This window comes from Actinoplanes utahensis (genome assembly GCF_016862455.1).
GTDB lineage: Bacteria > Actinomycetota > Actinomycetes > Mycobacteriales > Micromonosporaceae > Actinoplanes > Actinoplanes utahensis.
On record NZ_BOMZ01000027.1, the window covers coordinates 63209 to 78698 of the forward strand.

Here is a 15490-nt window from a genome sequence, read left to right on the forward strand (position 1 = left end):
ACCGGGCTCTCCGCTCGCTGTCACGCGTCCGGTGACAACCCGGCCGGGTCAGGCACGGTCAGGAACCGGTGCCGGTGTAGTGGCGCAGCCCTGCCCGCCAGGCTCCCATCGCCACCACCCACACCAGCACTGCCATCACCGGCGTGCACCACCCGAGCCACTGCGGCAACCCGGCCGGCCCCGGCAAGTCCAGCAGGACGAGCACCGGCAGGTACGAGACGAACGCCGCCGGCAGGACGAACGAGAAGAACACCCTCACCATCGGGTGAAAGACGCTCGCCGGGTACTGCGCCGCATAGCTGCCGCCATAAGTGACGGCCGAGGCGAACTCTCCGCCTTCGACCAGCCAGAACTGCACCGCCGCACCGCACACCATGAGGCCGGCGAAGATGGCGGCGCCGGCCACCACGGTGATGACGATGAGCATCACCTTGGCCGGATCCCAGACGATGCCGCTGAGCGGCACGGCCACCGCCAGGATGACGAGCCCGGTCGCGGTGCGGCCGAGCCTCCGCAGGGTGACGTCGGCCGTGGCGAGTTGGCCGAACACCGACAGCGGGCGCAGCAGGAAGGCGTCGAGGGTGCCGGTGCGGATGTACGTCGGCAGGTTGCCGACATGCCCGACGACCAGATCGGCGATGGTGAACGAGACGTGGGAGAGGGCGAACAGCATGGCGGCGCCGGCGAAGTCGAGGCCGCCAAGCGTCGTGATGTTAGTGAAGATCACGTAGATCTCGGCGAATCCGATCGTGGTGCCGCCGACACTGACCGCGAGGTCGATGGCGAACGATCGCCGGTACGCCGTCTGCGAACGCACCCGCGACCCGATGATGACCCGGTAGGGCCGCAGCGCATCAGCCACCTTGCACCACCAATCGCCGCGCGCCGCGGCGGTAGACGACCTGCCCGAGCAGAAGAAGCGCCGCCGCCCACGCCGATTGGACGACGATGACCGACAGCGCCTGGGTCCCTTCGGCTCGGGCGGTGAACACGTCGATGGGGGTCTGGAGCATCGACGGGAACGGTGTCCAGGCAGCCAGCGTCTGCAGCCAGGCGGGAAACCACGAGACCGGCACGATGAGGCCGTTGAGGACGCTCACCGCGACCAGGTACGTCGCCATCGGACCGCGGAGATCCAGCAACCAGAACCCGGCCAGGTTCACCAGCCACCGGCAGGCGAACGAGATCACCACGGCCAGCACGAGACTGACCACCCCGAGCAGGTACGGCAGCGGGCTCGCGGGCAGCACCAGACCGGTCACCAGTGCTCCGACCAGGAGCGGCAGCGCGCCACGGGGGATGAGGTCGAACGCGGCCCGGCCCAGGTCAGCAGCGAGGTAGGCGATCTGCGGATCCACCGGCCGGCCCAGGTCGATGGCGATGTCCCCGCTGCGTATGCGCATCGCCAGATCGGTCCACTGGAAGATGTAGATGGAACCCAGCAAAGCCTGGCCCACCCACACGTATGTGGCCACTTCCCGAGCGTCGTATCCGGCCACCACGCCACCGGCGACGCCGACCACGGCGACCGTCACGTTGGCGCGGATGAGGCCGAACACCGTGTTGGCGAAGGCGCCGGCAAGAGCCGCCAGCCGGTAGGTGGACCACCGGCGGAAGCCCATGACGACGAGAGCGCCGAACACCGCGGTATGGGCGCGTAGCCGGCTCCGCGATGCGGCTTCGGCCGATGTCCCAGAAGCCGAGGCGTCGATCATGCTGGGTGGCGTCCTCGCAGTTCGGCCAGGGAGCGGGACATCTCCGCGAAGTCACGCCCGCAGTGCTGGGCGATCCTGGTCACCCACGCGCCGGGTATCTCCTGCGGCTGGAAGGCGCCGGCGAGCGCACCGTAGATCGCACCGGTGGAATCGAGATCCCAATGCGCCTGCCGCCGCATCAGGGCCGCCATCACGTCAGGGAACGGGAAGCCCGACAGCCCCAGGCATATTCCCGCGACGGCCGACGAACGCGCCGCCATCGCCATCCCCACGCTGTTCTCCAGCATGTCGACATAGTAGGCGGCGGACTCAGCCCGATCGGCCTGCGCCGCGCCGGACCGGACCAGCTCGGACACCACCTCGCCGCCTCCCGCGAGCCGGACGAGGGAGCTGTGCAGGGCAGGGAGCCGCTCACGCACCGACCGCGCCGACTCACCGTCGAGCGCGCGGGACAGGACCACGCCGAACAACAGCGACGCGGCCACCGCCTCCGCTCCGCCGTGCGTCAGCGTGACCACCTTCAGCATGTCGTAACAGAGGTCACCGAGAGCGCTCGCGGGGACGGTGTACGCGACGGCGGCACACCGCGGCACGCAGCCATTGGTGTTGCCGTCACCCGCCACGTGCAGGTCCGAGGAGTCGCCACGCAACTTGTAGATCTGGCGGCCGCTGCGCGGATTCAAGGAGCGCAGCACCCGCTCGTACGAGTCGCGGTGCACCCGGCCGTCGGCGAGGACGCGATCAGCGAGCGCGAGGAGCAGGACCGTGTCGTCGGTGACGCAGCCGGTGAACACGGTCGCCGGTGGCGGCTCGGTCCCACTGCGCAGGGAAGTGAGCAGCTCGGCGGTGTCCGTTTCCAGCTGGCTCGCGGTGCGCTTGTTGACCACCTTCCCCACCGCGTCACCCAAGGCCAGCCCGCCGAGACTGGCAGCGATCCGCCCGGCGACGACGGCTTCGTCCGGCCCCTGCCGCGGACCGGCCACCGTCAGGCCGGACAGTGCCCCCGGCAGGTCGACCCAAGGTGGCTCAGCGACTACCATGCCGTCCTCCGTCGTGAACAGGTGAGTAGAGACCCGGTGCGGCGAAACCACACAGCGCAGACCCACGGCGCGCGCCGCGCGGACGCCGGGCGGCGCGTCCTCGACCGCCACCAGCGCCGTGGCGGGCAAGCCGGTCTGCTCGGCGAGTCTCCGGTAGCCGTCGCCGACGGTGGTGCCGGCGAAGCTGAACCGCATGTCGAAACGGTCGCTCAGGCGTAACCGGACCAGCTCGGCGTCCAGTTGCGATGGTGGACGATCGGAGGCGACGACCAATCGCAAGCCGAGTTCCGCCGCGTCGTCCAACCAGCGGGAGACTCCGGGCCGCAGCGGCTGGGCCCCCTCCAGCCGCTGACGCCGGCGCCGTACCCGATCCACCACCGCAGCCGGGTCGGGCAGCGGCTCCGGCGAGCGCTCGCGCAACAACGCGACGACCCGGTCGTCGCACCGGTGCACCGGGTACGACGCCAGCAGGTCTCCCCAGTAGTCGATCGGCAGGTGCAGCCCGCGCCGGAAGAATTCGCTGTGCCAGGCGGCATAGCTGGCATGCGCGCTGTCCACGAGGACACCGTCGAGCCGGAACACGACGGCGCGGACCCCGGCTGGTGCCCGCTTCTCACGCCCGCGGGTCATCCGCGACCGGACCTGTCGCCCGACAGCGCGATCAGCCCGTCCAGAGTGGCCCACAGCGCAGCCGGCGTCGAGACGGTGCTCGCCTTGAGCATCTCGTCGGGGAAGGTGATGTCGAAGGTGTCCTCCAACTCGATCAGCAGGTTGACCGTGGCCAGTGAATCGAGTCCGGCCTGCTGGAGTTTCAGGTCGGGCGCCAGCGGTTCGTCCGCGGGAAGGAGCGGGATCAACGACCTCAGCACCGCCTCGAATCGCTCAGGCCAGCTGGCTTCCGTCATAGTCATCTTCCCCCGACCATCGCCGCATCGCCGCCGCGTCTGGTCGGCCAGCGTAGCCGCGCTCACGGGGCCGTGACGCCCACGCGTGCGTCACGTCTTCTCGGGACGCGCCGCCCTCCGGACGGCGACCCTAGAATCTCCGGGAGGCCGGTTCGTGACGAAGACGATCCCGCTTCGGCGAAGACGGACGGGTCGAGCAACGGAGAGGGCACACGTGGCGTCCGGTGACCGCAGGCCAGGGCCGGCGCCCGGCACCCGGTTGATCCTCATCCGGCACGGTGAGTCGCACGCCAATACGACACGGCGGCTCGTCGGTCACGACACCTGCCTCGGCCTCACCGATACCGGTCGTCAGCAGGCCGCTGCCCTCCGCGACCGCCTGCTGCACGCCGGCGGAATGCCGGCCGACGCCTTGTACACCTCCGAACTGCCCCGTGCGATCGAGACGGCCGCGATCATCTCGCCCGCGGTAGCGGACGGCCGATGCGAGCCGGTACGCCGGTGTGACCTGTGCGAGTTCCACTGGGGTGGCCTGGAAGGGCGCAGCATGGCCGATTTCGGCGGCGTCGACAGCATGTACGACGCGGTGGCGACCGCGGGTGGCGAGAGCTGGGTGCGCTTCATGCTGCGGTCACGGCGCGGCTTGCTCGCGGTGGCGCAACGACACGCCGGGCAGACGGCCGTCATCGTCACCCATGGTGGCGTCATCCGCGCATCGATGCAGCACTTCGCGGGCGTCGACGGGCCCGGCCGTCTCGAACTGGACGTCGACTACACCAGCATGACCGTATGGTCGGGAGGATCCACCGGTGGACGGTGGCGATTGGAGCGGTTCAATGACCACGGGCATCTCGACTGACCGGGCCCGCCCGGCGACACGGCGGACCGGCCGGCCCGCCGCGGCTCTCGCCGCCGGGCCGGTGGCCTCATGACCGACCCGATCATCGAAGTGCGCGATCTACGGCGGGAGTTCCTCGTCCGGGGCACGTCCGGGCGGTGGCTGCGCCGTGCCCGTACGGTCGTCAAAGCTGTCGACGGCCTCACCTTCAGCATCCCGGAAGGCGCCGCCGTCGGGTACCTCGGCGCCAACGGAGCCGGCAAATCGACCACGATCAAGATGTTGAGTGGCATCCTGGTGCCGACCTCCGGCGTGGCCCACACCTGCGGGCTGGAACCGGTACGCGACCGCAGCCGGCTGGCCCGGCAGATCGGCGTCGTCTTCGGCCAGCGCAGTCAACTGTGGTGGGACCTGCCCTTGAGCGAGTCGTTCCGGGTGCTCGGCGCGATCCACCGGCTCTCCCCCGCCGCCCAGGCGCGCCGCACCGACGAGCTGATCGAACGCCTCGATCTCGGCGGCTTCATCTCCACCTCGGTGCGGCAGCTGTCCCTGGGCCAGCGTATCCGCGGTGAGGTGGCGGCGGCCCTGCTGCATTCCCCGCGGCTCCTGATCCTCGACGAACCGACCATCGGACTCGACGTGCTGAGCAAGGAGCGGCTGCGGAACTTCCTCGTCGAGCAACGCCAGCTCCGTGGTACCAGCCTGCTGCTCGCCACTCATGACATGGGCGACGTCCAGCGCCTCACCGAACGGGTCATCGTGGTGGACCACGGAAGATCCGTCTATGACGGCACGCTGCCGGGAATCGCCGAGCTGGTCGGCGCCGAACGCATCATGGTCGTCCAGCTTGCCGCTCCCGTACCGCCGCTGGACCACATCCCCGACACCCGGCTCGTCGGTGTCGAGAGGGAAGGCACGCAGCAACGGTTGTCATTCGTGCCGGCGGAGACCACCGCGGCCAGGATCCTGGAGCTGGTCGGGCAGCACGCGCAGGTCCAGGACCTGACCCTCGAAGAGCCGGACATCGACGACGTCATCCGCAAGCTATACCTGCGCACCGCCGAGGAGTCGGTGCAGAGCTGACCGTCCCGGGCCCGGCAGCCCGCCGGCGGAGGGCTACTTCAGGCCGGCCAACCGTGTGTCGCCGAACACCTCCAGCCGGAGTTCCGCCAGCGTGGGGAACTCGGCCAGCGGACGGTCGTAGTCGACGTAGACCGGCGGGAAATGCGGGTAGTGCGAGCGGAACAGCACCGCCTCGTGACTGAGGATGCGCGATTCGTCGAGTAGCGCGTCGATCTGGTCGTCGATCAGCGCCCGCGCCTCGGCCGCGCAGACGGCCACCGTCTCCGGCTCCGCGGCGGCCTCGATGTCGCGCAGGGCCCTCTCCACGGCGGACAGCACGGTGTCGCTGTCTGCCCGCGGGAGGTCGAACAGCAGCTTCGCCTGGCCGGCGAGGGTGCGGCTGTGCACCATCCGTTCCCGGCACAGCCGATGCCGCGGATTCGTGGTGCGACGGGCCGCGTACACGACGCCGAGGAACTCGTCCTCCACGAAGTCGGCGACCCGGAACTCGTTGCCACTCGCATACCGGCCGACCAGATCGGACGTGGTCGGCAACTCCGGCAGCACGCCGGAGACCCAGTCGGCGTAGGCGACACCTGCCGGTGACGCCAAGGCGCCGACATTAGCGAGGTTCCACGTGTAGTCGCCGGCGAAGAAGCGGCGATATTTGTCGGCGAAGCGCTCCAACGGCGCATCCGGGACGCCGAGGGCGACGAAGCCGTCGAGTTCCCCGGTGAGCGCGAAACGCGCGTTGGCGAACACCAGATCGCGTTCGAGCTCGTACGTCAGCGGGCGGTTCAGGGAGGCGAAGACCGGATAGATGGCCCGCTTCCCGACGTCGTAACCGGCTGCCGTCAGATCCGCCGCGTACACCGCCGCGATGTCGGCGAGGACCAGGGTGATCGATTCCGAGAGCATCCGCGCCGCCACGTACGCCATGCGGTGCGCGGCCGTCGTCCCCGTGACGATGGGGTCGACGAAGAGGAAATGGTGCAGGTCGTGCACCATGAACGTGCCCTCGTGTATCGGGTCCCGCTTGCGGATCAGCGGCAGGCCGCCGTTGAGGGTCGAGTTCCAGTAATTGCGTTCGGCGACCAGCCTCCACGGTTTGAGCACCACCGGCCGATGGTCCAGGACGTAGTGGATCAGCGCCGCATGGTGGGTACCGGCGAGACGGGTGACGAACGGGCTGGCGAAAACCCAGTCATGCGGCTCGTGCGCCAGGTTCAGCGCGCCGCCGGGACTGCGGGCGTCCAGCAGGCGTTCGCAGTCCGGCCGTGAGCTCCACTGCGCCGGGCTCTCGGTGCAGTCGACGTGGAGCAGCAAACGCGAGGCAGCCTCGGCCACCGAACCGGGAGGGTGACCGGGCACCTCGATCTGCACCGGCCGTTGGTCCGCGCGGTGGTACCGCAACCGCACCCCGGCCGGCCCCGCCGCGATGTCGACCACAGGGAGATCCGCGGATCCGGCCGCCGTGCCGGATTCGTTGCCGGCCGGGAGGGTCTGCAAGCCGTTCACGGCAAAGAAGCGCTCAGCGACGAGGGCGATCTCCGGGTCGGCCCTCAGATAGACCTTACGCATTCGTGACCCCCGCTTGATCGCCACCCACCGGCCGAATGGCGCCACAAGGCATCACCGGTGACGGCATCGTGGATTGTTGACAGCGTTGCGCTCGCCTGCCTGCGGCCCGGCTGCCCACGGACATGTTCCGGGGCTCGTGCGGAACCACCGGTCCCGATGCTATCGATCGATCGTTCCCCGTGGTTGTAGCGGCTTTAGGGGGCAGTCGGCGGCCCGCTCACCTCGTCCGGGAGGCGGCACAGGGCGGTGATGTGGGCCGACAGCCGGCTGGCGAGTCCACCGAGCTCGGCTTCCTTGGCCACCCCCGAGGCGGCCACCTTCATCAGGTTGCGCATCGTGCCGGACAGCAGGACCACCGACGCCTTGGCGGCGGGGAACAGAGCGTTGCGGCACTCCAGCTCATCGAGGGAGGCGCCCCCGGCTGCCGGGAGCCGCTGCCGGATCATCCGCATGATCTCGTCAGCCGCAGGGAGGAGTTCCGCATCGGCAATCCGCAACGGCGGGTCGCTCTGCGCCATGGTGCGGTTGACGGTCAGCCGGGACAGATGCACCAGATCACGCTGGGTGGCCAGTTCGTGCTCGACCGCGCTGGTGTGCCCGGCGATCAGCACGGTGGCAGCCGCGGCGTGCAGCACCGACCGATGGCCGAGCCGCAGGGCGGTGTCACCCAGCTCGGCCAGGGAACGGTCACGCGGATTGAGGTAGGTGAAGAACGCGCTGGCGCCGCCGGCGTTGCGCACCGCGCGCCGCAGCGACTCGACCGGCAACGGGCCGGTGAGTTCATGCAGCCGCACCGTGTCGGCGGGGTCGTCCGGCTCCCAGTCGAACAGCAGACCGCCGATGCCGGCCAGCGCCACCACGGGTGCCGCTACGAACCGGTCGTACGGCGATGCGTGGAACCGTACTCCGCATGCCCGTAGCAGCCCGTTCAGACGCTCGCCCGGGGGCAGGCCGGCAACGGCGGCGGCCGCCGCCGGCAACGACACGAAGGACAACCCGTCCACCTTGCGTACCGCGTACTCCATCGTCTTCCCTTTACTCGACGTCACGTAGAGGCAGGTCACCGAGGTGTAGATCACCGGCGGCCAGCATTTCGGCCAGCCGCGGGTACAGACGGTGTTCGCGGCGCAGCCGCAGACGGTCATGGACGGCGGCCGGGTCGTCGCCGGCAACGACCTCGACCGGCCGGGACAAGGCCAGCACCAGGCCCTCGTCGACCGGGTTGCGGACCAGGTGGGCGGAAGCGCGCACCTGCCGGTGGCCCAGGGCGAGACTGTCCGGCACGGCGTTCATCCCGGTAAGTCTCGGGCGCCCGGAGTCGTCGCGGACGGTGAGGTCCGCCGGGTGGACGTTGACCCCCGGCCACTGGTGGCAGATGTCGTCGGGAAGGATCCTCAGGAACCCGCCACAGAAGACCACGTCGGTGCCGGTCCAGGTCAGCCATCGGCGCAGCTGTGGCCACAGCTTTCCGGCCGGCATCCGGTCCGGCGGTTCGAACCAGGGCAGTCCATAACGGCCGGCGAGCGTAGACGCCGCCGAGCCCGGACGGTCCGCGAACAGCGACACGAATCGCAGATTCGGGTACCGGTACCGCGATGAGAGCAGCACCTCGGCGTTCGAACCGCGGCCCGACAGCAGGACGGTGACACGGGCGCCGGCGAGGCACCGCTCCCGCAACGCGCCGAACAGCTCCCGGTCGAGCGCCGTCGCGCCGCTCATCCCGTCCCGCCTGCGGACGCGGGAGTGGCCTGCACGGCCAGCTGATCGGTGACGAACGGGAGGAGTCGCCGGTCCGGCCGGTCGTCGATCACCAGTACCGGCATTCCCGCCACAGCGAATACATCGTGGTACGCCCGGCGCAGTTCACGACGGAACCGCGCATTCCAGAACAGCACTGCGGTGACGTACGCACGTGTCACCACCCGGACCGGATCCAGCATGACGTAGGCGGTCGGCACTTGAGGAGGCGCACCGTAGAGTCGCTCGATCACCTCCTCAGGTCCGGCCGCCCGGCCGGACCAGCGCTCTTCCGCGAGCACGTACGCCGCCGTCGACGGCCAGGCACGGTCGAGGAGCGCCCGGCCGGCGAGCTGCGCCAGCCGGGCCTTCTCCAGGTCGTTGCGGACGAAGAACGCCTCGTCGCCGGGGCTCTCGGGAGGAAGCACCAGCTCGGGCAGGACGCGCACGTCCGGCAGCGCCCGTGCCAGCCGAGTGAGCAGTGTGGTCTTGCCGGCGCCCGGAAGGCCCTCGAGCGCGACCGCCCGCACCGTCATCGCGGTACGCCCACGGGTTCCTGTTCGGCGAGCGGGCCCCCGCACAGGGCGTCGCGCACCGCGACGACCGCCTCCGCCGCCGCATCGCGTCCGGCGTTCCACGTCAACCGGTACAGCGGCAGACCCGCCACCATGTCCCGGAACTCGGCGAAATCGCGGGTGTGCGGCGGTTGCCGGTCCGGCGGCGCGAGCCAGAACGAGACGAGCGCCTCGTCCGGTTCCCGGAACTCCGCGCGTACCAGCGGTTCCACCTCGTCGAGAGTGACCGGCTGGATCCGCATCGGCACGCCGTCCGCAGCGGGCTGCAGGACCACGATCGCATCGACGGGCGCGATGTCCATGGAGCCCGCCTCCAGCAACGCGTCGAGTTCCAGCATCGTGAGTTCCAGCTTGTCCGGCGACCGGAACTGCAGCGCCCGATCGGTGAACGCGCCGTCGGCCAGGGACGGCTGCGGGCGCAGCAACGGTGCGTCCCGGATCGTCATGTCGGCTCCGAGGCCGGTGAGGGTGCCGACTCCCACGCGCGAGATCCACGGGAAACCGATACCCATGACGCCGCCGCCGGGTCGCGCGAGCACCTCGGACTGGTCGCCGCTGACGAGATAGCCGCCGGCACGGGCGAACGCGAGCGCCAGCGTGGTCTTGCCCCCGCCGGTGGGGCCCAGGAACATCACCCCACCGCAGATCGGGTCCGCAGCGATCGACGCGTGCACCGTGAAGGCGCCGTGCCGGGCCAGTTCGGTACGCAGCAGCTCCCGGGCGAACCGGACCGCCGCCTTACCCACCGTGAGCGGGTCGGCGCCGGCGATGAGCCACCCGCCGTCGTTCTGGGCGACGATCACGTGCCGGTCGTGACCCACGTCGGGGGGCACGCCGTGGCACCACGTCTCACCACGCGGCCCGGCCCCCACAGTCCAGAACTCGCCGACATGCCCCTCGATCGTCCGGCACGGCCCGGCGGTCGCCGCCGCCATCAGCTGATCGGTGAGTCTCTCGTCGACGACCGCGGTGAGGTCGACCGGCCGGCTCGGCGTGACCCCGGCTGTGGTCGTCGCCAGCGTGTAGAGGTGGTGGTGGAACCAGGTGAGGACACTGCGCTCGGCGGAGTGGAACCGAAACTCCAGCGGCCACCAGTTGACGGTGCTGTGGGCGGTGATCGGCCGCTCCCCGATCACGACGTCCCCCGAGAGCCGAAGAAGAACTCGTGGGCGTTGGCATAGAGGATCCGGTGCGTCAGCTCGGGGCCGAGCCGGGCGGCCAGCGAATCGATGTCCTCGGGCCGGGCGGCGTCCCAGTGCGGGAAGTCCGAGCCGAACGCGAGCAGGCCGGGACCGAACCGCTCGATGACCGCGTCGACACCCTCGTCACCCGGCTCGACGCTCAGGAGCACCTGCTGCTTCAGCAGCTCCACCACATCGCGATCGACGCTCGGCAGGCCGCCGGTGTGATCGTAGTGCTCCTGCAACCGGCCGGCGAACCACGGGAGCCAGCCGCAGCCCGCCTCGACGACCGCCAGTCGCAGGCCGGCGTCCAGCGCGCCCGAGTGGACGAGGTCCGCGAGCGCGAGCATCTGCTCGAACGGATGCGAGAACACGTGCGTCAGCCGGTAGTCGTCGAACTGATCAGCCATCGGGCTGGCCTGGTGATATCCGGTTGCGCCGTGCAACATGAGCACTGTGCCGCTCTCGACGAGATGGGCCAGCAGTGGGCTCTCGGCCCCTTGACGGTACGGCCGCGGCTCATGCGTGGTCGGCCGGCTGACGACCCCGCGTACCGTCGCCCGGTCCTGCCATCGGCGCAGCTCGGCCAGGGACCATTGCGGATCGTCGGGCAGCACGACCGGCGTGAACTCGATCTCGGGAACCTGGATCGACAGGTGGTGGACCAGCTCGTTGTGTGCCGCGGCGAGCACCGTGCGGGCCCGCGGATTCGGGTGGTCCAGCGCCGCCAGGCCGACGAACCCCGGCAGGAGGAACGAATGCCGGACGCCCATCTTCTGCAGGAACGCGACCCTGTCCTCCACGGTGGCGACGTGGTCGGCGGCACCTACCCCCAGCGGGCTTCCCACCCCCGGGCCGGAAGGCTTGGGCAGCAACATGGAACCGACATCGAGCCGGGTTATCCCGTCGACGCGGACGAGGCGGGGCACGAGGTCGCTGTGGGCCTTCGCGATGAACGGCTGCCAGAGACCCGGGTCGGCGTCGGTGAGGTGAGTGTCGACATCGACTATGGGCTGGTCCTGTATCACGGTACCTCCTGAGACTCGGCGCGTTGAGCGCCGTCGGGGACGAGCCGGTGCCAGTGCGCGGTGAGCGCCTCGATCGCTGCCGCCGCGACCCGGCGGTGGGTTTCCACCGTTGTCGCTCCGAGGTGCGGCAGCAGTTGCACGTTGAGCGGTCCCGGAAGCCCAGGACGTCGGGCGGTGAACCCGGCCGCGGCCTCGACGTGCTCACGGTCGACCGGGTCGACCGCCACCCCGGACAGCTCGCCGGCGGCGAGCGCGGCGATCACGGCGGGCATGTCGAACAGGTCCCAGCGCGAGACGTTGACCAGGTGCGGTCGGGCCGCACGGAACGCGCCGAGCATCGCCGGGCCGACGAACCGCTGGGTATCGGGCCGCAACGGCAGCGCGAACACGTGAACTCGCGCGGTCGCGGCCAGCCGGTCCGGCGTCATGGTGCGCGCCTCCGGCGGCGTACCGCGATGGGTGGCGAAGAACGTCCGCGCCCCCATCCGGGTGAGCAGTTGTTCGGTGGCACGGCCGACCGGTCCGGCGCCCCAGATCCCGACAACCGTGTCGGCGATCTCCTCACCCAGACACTGATCCTTCGCCCACCGCCCGGCGGCCAGCTCCGCAACCGCGACCGGTACCCGGCGCAACAGCGCTACCGCGGAGTGGGCGGCCAGTTCGGCCACCGCCGGCGCCGACGGTCCACCGCCGACGACGGCCAGGGACACCTCGTGCCTGCGCAATTCCTCGACCGGAAGGTTGTCGGTGCCGGATCCGGCCCGGACCACCAGGCGCAACCGCGGCAGCCGGACGATCTGATCGGCCGCCATCCGGACGTTGCTCCGGACCACCAGCACATGCGCGGCCGCGATCGCCGGGTCGTCCGGGTCGATGCTCGCCCGGCCCGGTTCATGATGGACGACGGCGCGCTCCGACAGCCAGTCGAGCAGTAGCGCGTCCACCGGGGACAGGACGGCGACCACCGGCAGCCCCTCAGCCATACGTCAGAGCCCCCTCCCGGTCCCGGTCGAGCGCCCCGGAGTAGCCCCGGTGTGCCCCCGTCCTGGGCCGATCGGCGCAGCGGCGGGCCGGACGGCACAGGACGATCGGGATGCCACGGTCGTGCCCACGGACGAACTCGGCCGCGCAGGCGCACCGCATGCACTCGTACAGGTTCAGGCCCCCGGTGGCGCCGACCGGCGTCGCGCCCAGAGTCAACGTCCCGATGAGCGGAGTCCGCACGTCGATGCCCGTGTCGGTGTCCGAGATGACGACATCGGCCGGCACGTCCGTCCCGGCTCGGATCGCCGCGGCGAGGTCGTACGCGGCCCCGTTGTGGTCGGCACAGCCGAGCGTCGCCATGGCTCCGTGCTCGGGGTGGGTGAACTCGTCGGCGAGCAGCAGATGCAACGGCGTGACCGGGAACCCGCAGTGCCGGCTCCACTTCTCCGCCAGTGCCTCCCGGGTGGCCGCGTCGACCGTCTTGGGATCCGGTGAGGTCAGGATCTCGGCCGGCCCGAGCCGGCCCTGCGCGGCCGCCACCAGCTTCTCCGCGACGACCACGGTGTCACCCGGTTGGACCCGGCCCCGTACCGCATCGGTGATCTGCTGAAGCAGGTCGGTGTAGCCGCGCTCGGTGTCGAGCCGGACGGTGACGGCAATGGCCTCACGGCACACGTGCCCGCTCTGCCCCATGGCGCCGAGCATGCCCTTCAGGGCGGCGTTGACCGCGACGGCGATGTCCCAGCCGGTCGGTTCCTTGGGGTCCCCGTTCACACCCACGGACCGGTGCCCCGATGAGCGAGCCGGCGCGCGAGCCCGTCGGCCTGAACGAAGTCGAACATGGCCCGCTCCTCGTCACTCAGCGTGCCCTGGAAGTAGCACCAGTCCTTGGCGGCGTACTCACCGATGTAGCTCGACGGGTAACCACCCTTGAGGTGCCGGATCGCGGTCAGGTCTCCGAAACGCCGACCGGCCGGCCCGTCGTCGATGGTCTTCTCCAGGTGTTCGCGGGCGATCCCCCGCCGCTGACACAACGCGGCCAGCTGTCGCGCGAGTTCGTTCTCCACCACCAGGAAGGCGTTGTGGCACAGCTTGAGCATTACGGCGTACTCGGCGGAGGCGTACTCGGTCACGTGGCCGATCGCCTGCAGCGCCTGCCACACCGGCTCCTCACAGCGGGGGCCGAGGAGCAGGAAGCTGTCTCCCGCGCGGACCGCGCGTTCGCCGCCGTTGGAACCGCCCGCATGGTACGACCGGCCACCCATGCCGGCCCACAGCTCGGCGTTGGCGGTCGCCGACTCCGGTGACTGGGTCGTCAGGTCCACGACGCACGGTGTCTCCATCGGGTCGATGGCGCGCAGGGCGACCGGCACGTCGGTACCGCGCGGAAGAGCGAGGATCGCGGCCACGGCGGGACCGGTCAGTGGTCCATCGACGCACCGGACCTCATCGCCGGACCGGTCGTGGACGGCGACGGTATAGCCCTGCTGACGCAGACGGTCCGTGTAGGCGCTTCCGGACCTGCCGTTGCCGTAGACGCGGATCAGTGTGGACATGCAACTCCTGTCGAAGTGGGGCGTGGTCACACGACGTGCGGCGGCAACGTGCCGGCCGGACGCGGGCCGAGCCGGTCACGGGCCCGGCGGGTCAGCTCCGCTACGTTCTCGGCGCCGGCGAGGAGCCCTCTGCGCCAGTCGAACCAGTGCCCGCGGTGACGTGCCTGCGGCGGCATCATCGCGAGCGCGCGCACGGCCCGGTCGCTACGCAGGGCGCGGTCCCGGAGGGGGATCGCCCACCGCAGCAGACGCCCGTCGGGGAGTGCCACCATGTCGGCCACGTCGGCCCCCGCGTCGGCGTGACCACCCAGCGAACTGAGCGCCGGCGGCAATTCGCCTCGCACAGCCCGATGTACGGCGAGGCCGACGGCGAGGTGACCGTCGAGGCCGGATCGCGCCGCCATCCCGGCCAGGAGTTCGGTGTCGATCTCACCGGCCCCGCAGAGCAGTTCGGCGTCGAGCGCGCGGATCAGGCGGACGTCGCTGTCGAGGCAGACCTGAATCCAGCTCAGCGCGTGTTTCCCGGTATCCGCAAGCAGTTCCAGCAACGCGTACTCCAGGGACAGCCGACGGCACGCCACCTCACCCAGCGCGGCCGGCACGGCGGCGCCCAGCCACCGGTCGCCGTGGCCCGGCTCCGTGGTGTCGTCGTCCGCCGGCGTGTCGAGGTGGACGTCGAAGGCGACGTACTCCGCGCCGATCTGCGGGTGCTCCGGGCTGCTGACGAACATCGGCCCGTGCTGGCCGGGCTTCTCCCAGAAGTCGAGCGACTCGAACACCTTCCGGACGTCGGCGACCCGGGCGGCCGGGACGATGAGGTCGAAGTCGCGGATCATCCGGTGAGCCGGTGAGCCGTACCGGCTTGCCAGGTCCGCCCCCTTGAAGAAGACCATCTCGGCGACCAGGTCCGGTGCCCGGCGCGCGACGTCGACAAGCGCGGCGTAGCAGGCGCGGTACCGCGTCTCGGCGAGATCGGCACGCCGGCGCAGGGCGGCCAGCACAGAGACGGGCACCTGGTCGGCGCAGCCCGCCAGCTCCAGCGACTCATGCAGCAGGCCCTCCACCCGGTGTTGTGTCGCCAGCAGGCTGACCTCGGCCCAATCGACATCGAGGAATCCCGCCGGCAGATCGCCCCAGGCCCGGACGGTGTCCTCGGCGGTGGTGCAAATGCCGGCGATCACACGCTGCTCGGCCGGCAAACCGGGAACAGTGACCGGCGAATTCATCACGCAATGACTCCCAGGTTACGGAATCCGATAACGGAGACAGGTCGCCAGCATAGGCGCAG

The 15490-nt window shown here is 70.4% G+C and carries 16 protein-coding genes; 2 read left to right on the top strand and 14 right to left on the bottom strand.

All coding sequences use genetic code 11. From position 1 onward, the window contains the following. Positions 1–58: 58 nt before the first annotated feature. The 4 genes from Aut01nite_RS08955 to Aut01nite_RS08970 form a co-directional block, all read right to left on the bottom strand. Positions 59–862: an ABC transporter permease gene (locus tag Aut01nite_RS08955; protein ID WP_043533856.1), complete on the bottom strand. Its 804-nt coding sequence runs from the start codon at positions 860–862 to the stop codon at positions 59–61. Further along, the gene (locus Aut01nite_RS08960) at positions 855–1643 is read right to left on the bottom strand and encodes an ABC transporter permease (RefSeq protein WP_236643235.1); all 789 of its coding nucleotides are present in this window, start codon (positions 1641–1643) and stop codon (positions 855–857) included. Before Aut01nite_RS08960 ends, Aut01nite_RS08955 begins: the two co-directional genes overlap by 8 nt. Before the next feature lie 68 nt (positions 1644–1711). Next, positions 1712–3385, bottom strand: coding sequence for an ADP-ribosylglycohydrolase family protein (locus Aut01nite_RS08965; RefSeq protein ID WP_043533857.1), 1674 nt, complete (start codon positions 3383–3385; stop codon positions 1712–1714). Further along, on the bottom strand, positions 3382–3660 hold the full coding sequence (locus Aut01nite_RS08970) for a phosphopantetheine-binding protein (protein ID WP_043533858.1): 279 nt from the start codon (positions 3658–3660) through the stop codon (positions 3382–3384). Before Aut01nite_RS08970 ends, Aut01nite_RS08965 begins: the two co-directional genes overlap by 4 nt. A 214-nt stretch (positions 3661–3874) precedes the next feature. Here Aut01nite_RS08970 and Aut01nite_RS08975 point away from each other — a divergent pair, with 214 nt between their 5' ends. Further along, positions 3875–4519 (top strand): histidine phosphatase family protein, encoded by a 645-nt coding sequence (locus tag Aut01nite_RS08975; RefSeq protein ID WP_052164690.1) that lies wholly within the window; start codon positions 3875–3877, stop codon positions 4517–4519. A 69-nt stretch (positions 4520–4588) separates the two neighbouring features. Further along, the gene (locus Aut01nite_RS08980) at positions 4589–5581 is read left to right on the top strand and encodes an ABC transporter ATP-binding protein (RefSeq protein ID WP_043533859.1); all 993 of its coding nucleotides are present in this window, start codon (positions 4589–4591) and stop codon (positions 5579–5581) included. 33 nt (positions 5582–5614) lie between these two features. On the opposite strand, the gene Aut01nite_RS08985 is transcribed toward Aut01nite_RS08980, so the two are convergent. The 10 genes from Aut01nite_RS08985 to Aut01nite_RS09030 all read right to left on the bottom strand — a co-directional run bounded on the left by Aut01nite_RS08985 (position 5615) and on the right by Aut01nite_RS09030 (position 15428). Next, on the bottom strand, positions 5615–7141 hold the full coding sequence (locus Aut01nite_RS08985; protein WP_043533860.1) for a hypothetical protein: 1527 nt from the start codon (positions 7139–7141) through the stop codon (positions 5615–5617). A gap of 194 nt (positions 7142–7335) precedes the next feature. Beyond that, complete coding sequence (locus Aut01nite_RS08990) at positions 7336–8220, bottom strand: hypothetical protein (protein WP_152629164.1); 885 nt, start codon at positions 8218–8220, stop codon at positions 7336–7338. After that, the gene (locus tag Aut01nite_RS08995; RefSeq protein WP_043533862.1) at positions 8177–8860 is read right to left on the bottom strand and encodes a formyltransferase family protein; all 684 of its coding nucleotides are present in this window, start codon (positions 8858–8860) and stop codon (positions 8177–8179) included. Before Aut01nite_RS08995 ends, Aut01nite_RS08990 begins: the two co-directional genes overlap by 44 nt. Beyond that, positions 8857–9414: a nucleoside/nucleotide kinase family protein gene (locus Aut01nite_RS09000; RefSeq protein WP_043533863.1), complete on the bottom strand. Its 558-nt coding sequence runs from the start codon at positions 9412–9414 to the stop codon at positions 8857–8859. The genes Aut01nite_RS08995 and Aut01nite_RS09000 overlap by 4 nt, the downstream gene beginning before the upstream one ends. Next, entirely contained in the window at positions 9411–10589 is a 1179-nt protein-coding gene (locus tag Aut01nite_RS09005; protein ID WP_052164691.1) for a hypothetical protein, read from the bottom strand. Before Aut01nite_RS09005 ends, Aut01nite_RS09000 begins: the two co-directional genes overlap by 4 nt. Further along, on the bottom strand, positions 10586–11662 hold the full coding sequence (locus Aut01nite_RS09010; protein ID WP_043533865.1) for an amidohydrolase family protein: 1077 nt from the start codon (positions 11660–11662) through the stop codon (positions 10586–10588). Before Aut01nite_RS09010 ends, Aut01nite_RS09005 begins: the two co-directional genes overlap by 4 nt. After that, a complete protein-coding gene (locus tag Aut01nite_RS09015; RefSeq protein ID WP_043533866.1) occupies positions 11659–12645 on the bottom strand; it encodes an NAD(P)-dependent oxidoreductase in 987 nt (328 codons plus the stop codon). The genes Aut01nite_RS09010 and Aut01nite_RS09015 overlap by 4 nt, the downstream gene beginning before the upstream one ends. Beyond that, positions 12638–13426 carry a hypothetical protein gene (locus Aut01nite_RS09020; RefSeq protein ID WP_043533867.1) on the bottom strand — a complete coding sequence of 263 codons (789 nt, stop codon included), beginning with the start codon at positions 13424–13426 and terminating at the stop codon, positions 12638–12640. Before Aut01nite_RS09020 ends, Aut01nite_RS09015 begins: the two co-directional genes overlap by 8 nt. Beyond that, on the bottom strand, positions 13417–14202 hold the full coding sequence (locus Aut01nite_RS09025; RefSeq protein ID WP_043533868.1) for an NAD(P)-binding domain-containing protein: 786 nt from the start codon (positions 14200–14202) through the stop codon (positions 13417–13419). Before Aut01nite_RS09025 ends, Aut01nite_RS09020 begins: the two co-directional genes overlap by 10 nt. Positions 14203–14228: 26 nt before the next feature. Next, entirely contained in the window at positions 14229–15428 is a 1200-nt protein-coding gene (locus Aut01nite_RS09030; protein ID WP_084000252.1) for a nucleotidyltransferase family protein, read from the bottom strand. Positions 15429–15490: the final 62 nt, after the last annotated feature.

What these genes read in the sequence shown, in the direction of transcription:
- Aut01nite_RS08965 (WP_043533857.1), bottom strand. Translation starts at nt 3,385, where the DNA reads ATGACCCGCGGGCGTGAGAAGCGGGCACCAGCCGGGGTCCGCGCCGTC.
- Aut01nite_RS08970 (WP_043533858.1), bottom strand. Translation starts at nt 3,660, where the DNA reads ATGACGGAAGCCAGCTGGCCTGAGCGATTCGAGGCGGTGCTGAGGTCG.
- Aut01nite_RS08980 (WP_043533859.1), top strand. Translation starts at nt 4,589, where the DNA reads ATGACCGACCCGATCATCGAAGTGCGCGATCTACGGCGGGAGTTCCTC.
- Aut01nite_RS08985 (WP_043533860.1), bottom strand. Translation starts at nt 7,141, where the DNA reads ATGCGTAAGGTCTATCTGAGGGCCGACCCGGAGATCGCCCTCGTCGCT.
- Aut01nite_RS08995 (WP_043533862.1), bottom strand. Translation starts at nt 8,860, where the DNA reads ATGAGCGGCGCGACGGCGCTCGACCGGGAGCTGTTCGGCGCGTTGCGG.
- Aut01nite_RS09000 (WP_043533863.1), bottom strand. Translation starts at nt 9,414, where the DNA reads ATGACGGTGCGGGCGGTCGCGCTCGAGGGCCTTCCGGGCGCCGGCAAG.
- Aut01nite_RS09015 (WP_043533866.1), bottom strand. Translation starts at nt 12,645, where the DNA reads ATGGCTGAGGGGCTGCCGGTGGTCGCCGTCCTGTCCCCGGTGGACGCG.
- Aut01nite_RS09025 (WP_043533868.1), bottom strand. Translation starts at nt 14,202, where the DNA reads ATGTCCACACTGATCCGCGTCTACGGCAACGGCAGGTCCGGAAGCGCC.
- Aut01nite_RS09030 (WP_084000252.1), bottom strand. Translation starts at nt 15,428, where the DNA reads ATGAATTCGCCGGTCACTGTTCCCGGTTTGCCGGCCGAGCAGCGTGTG.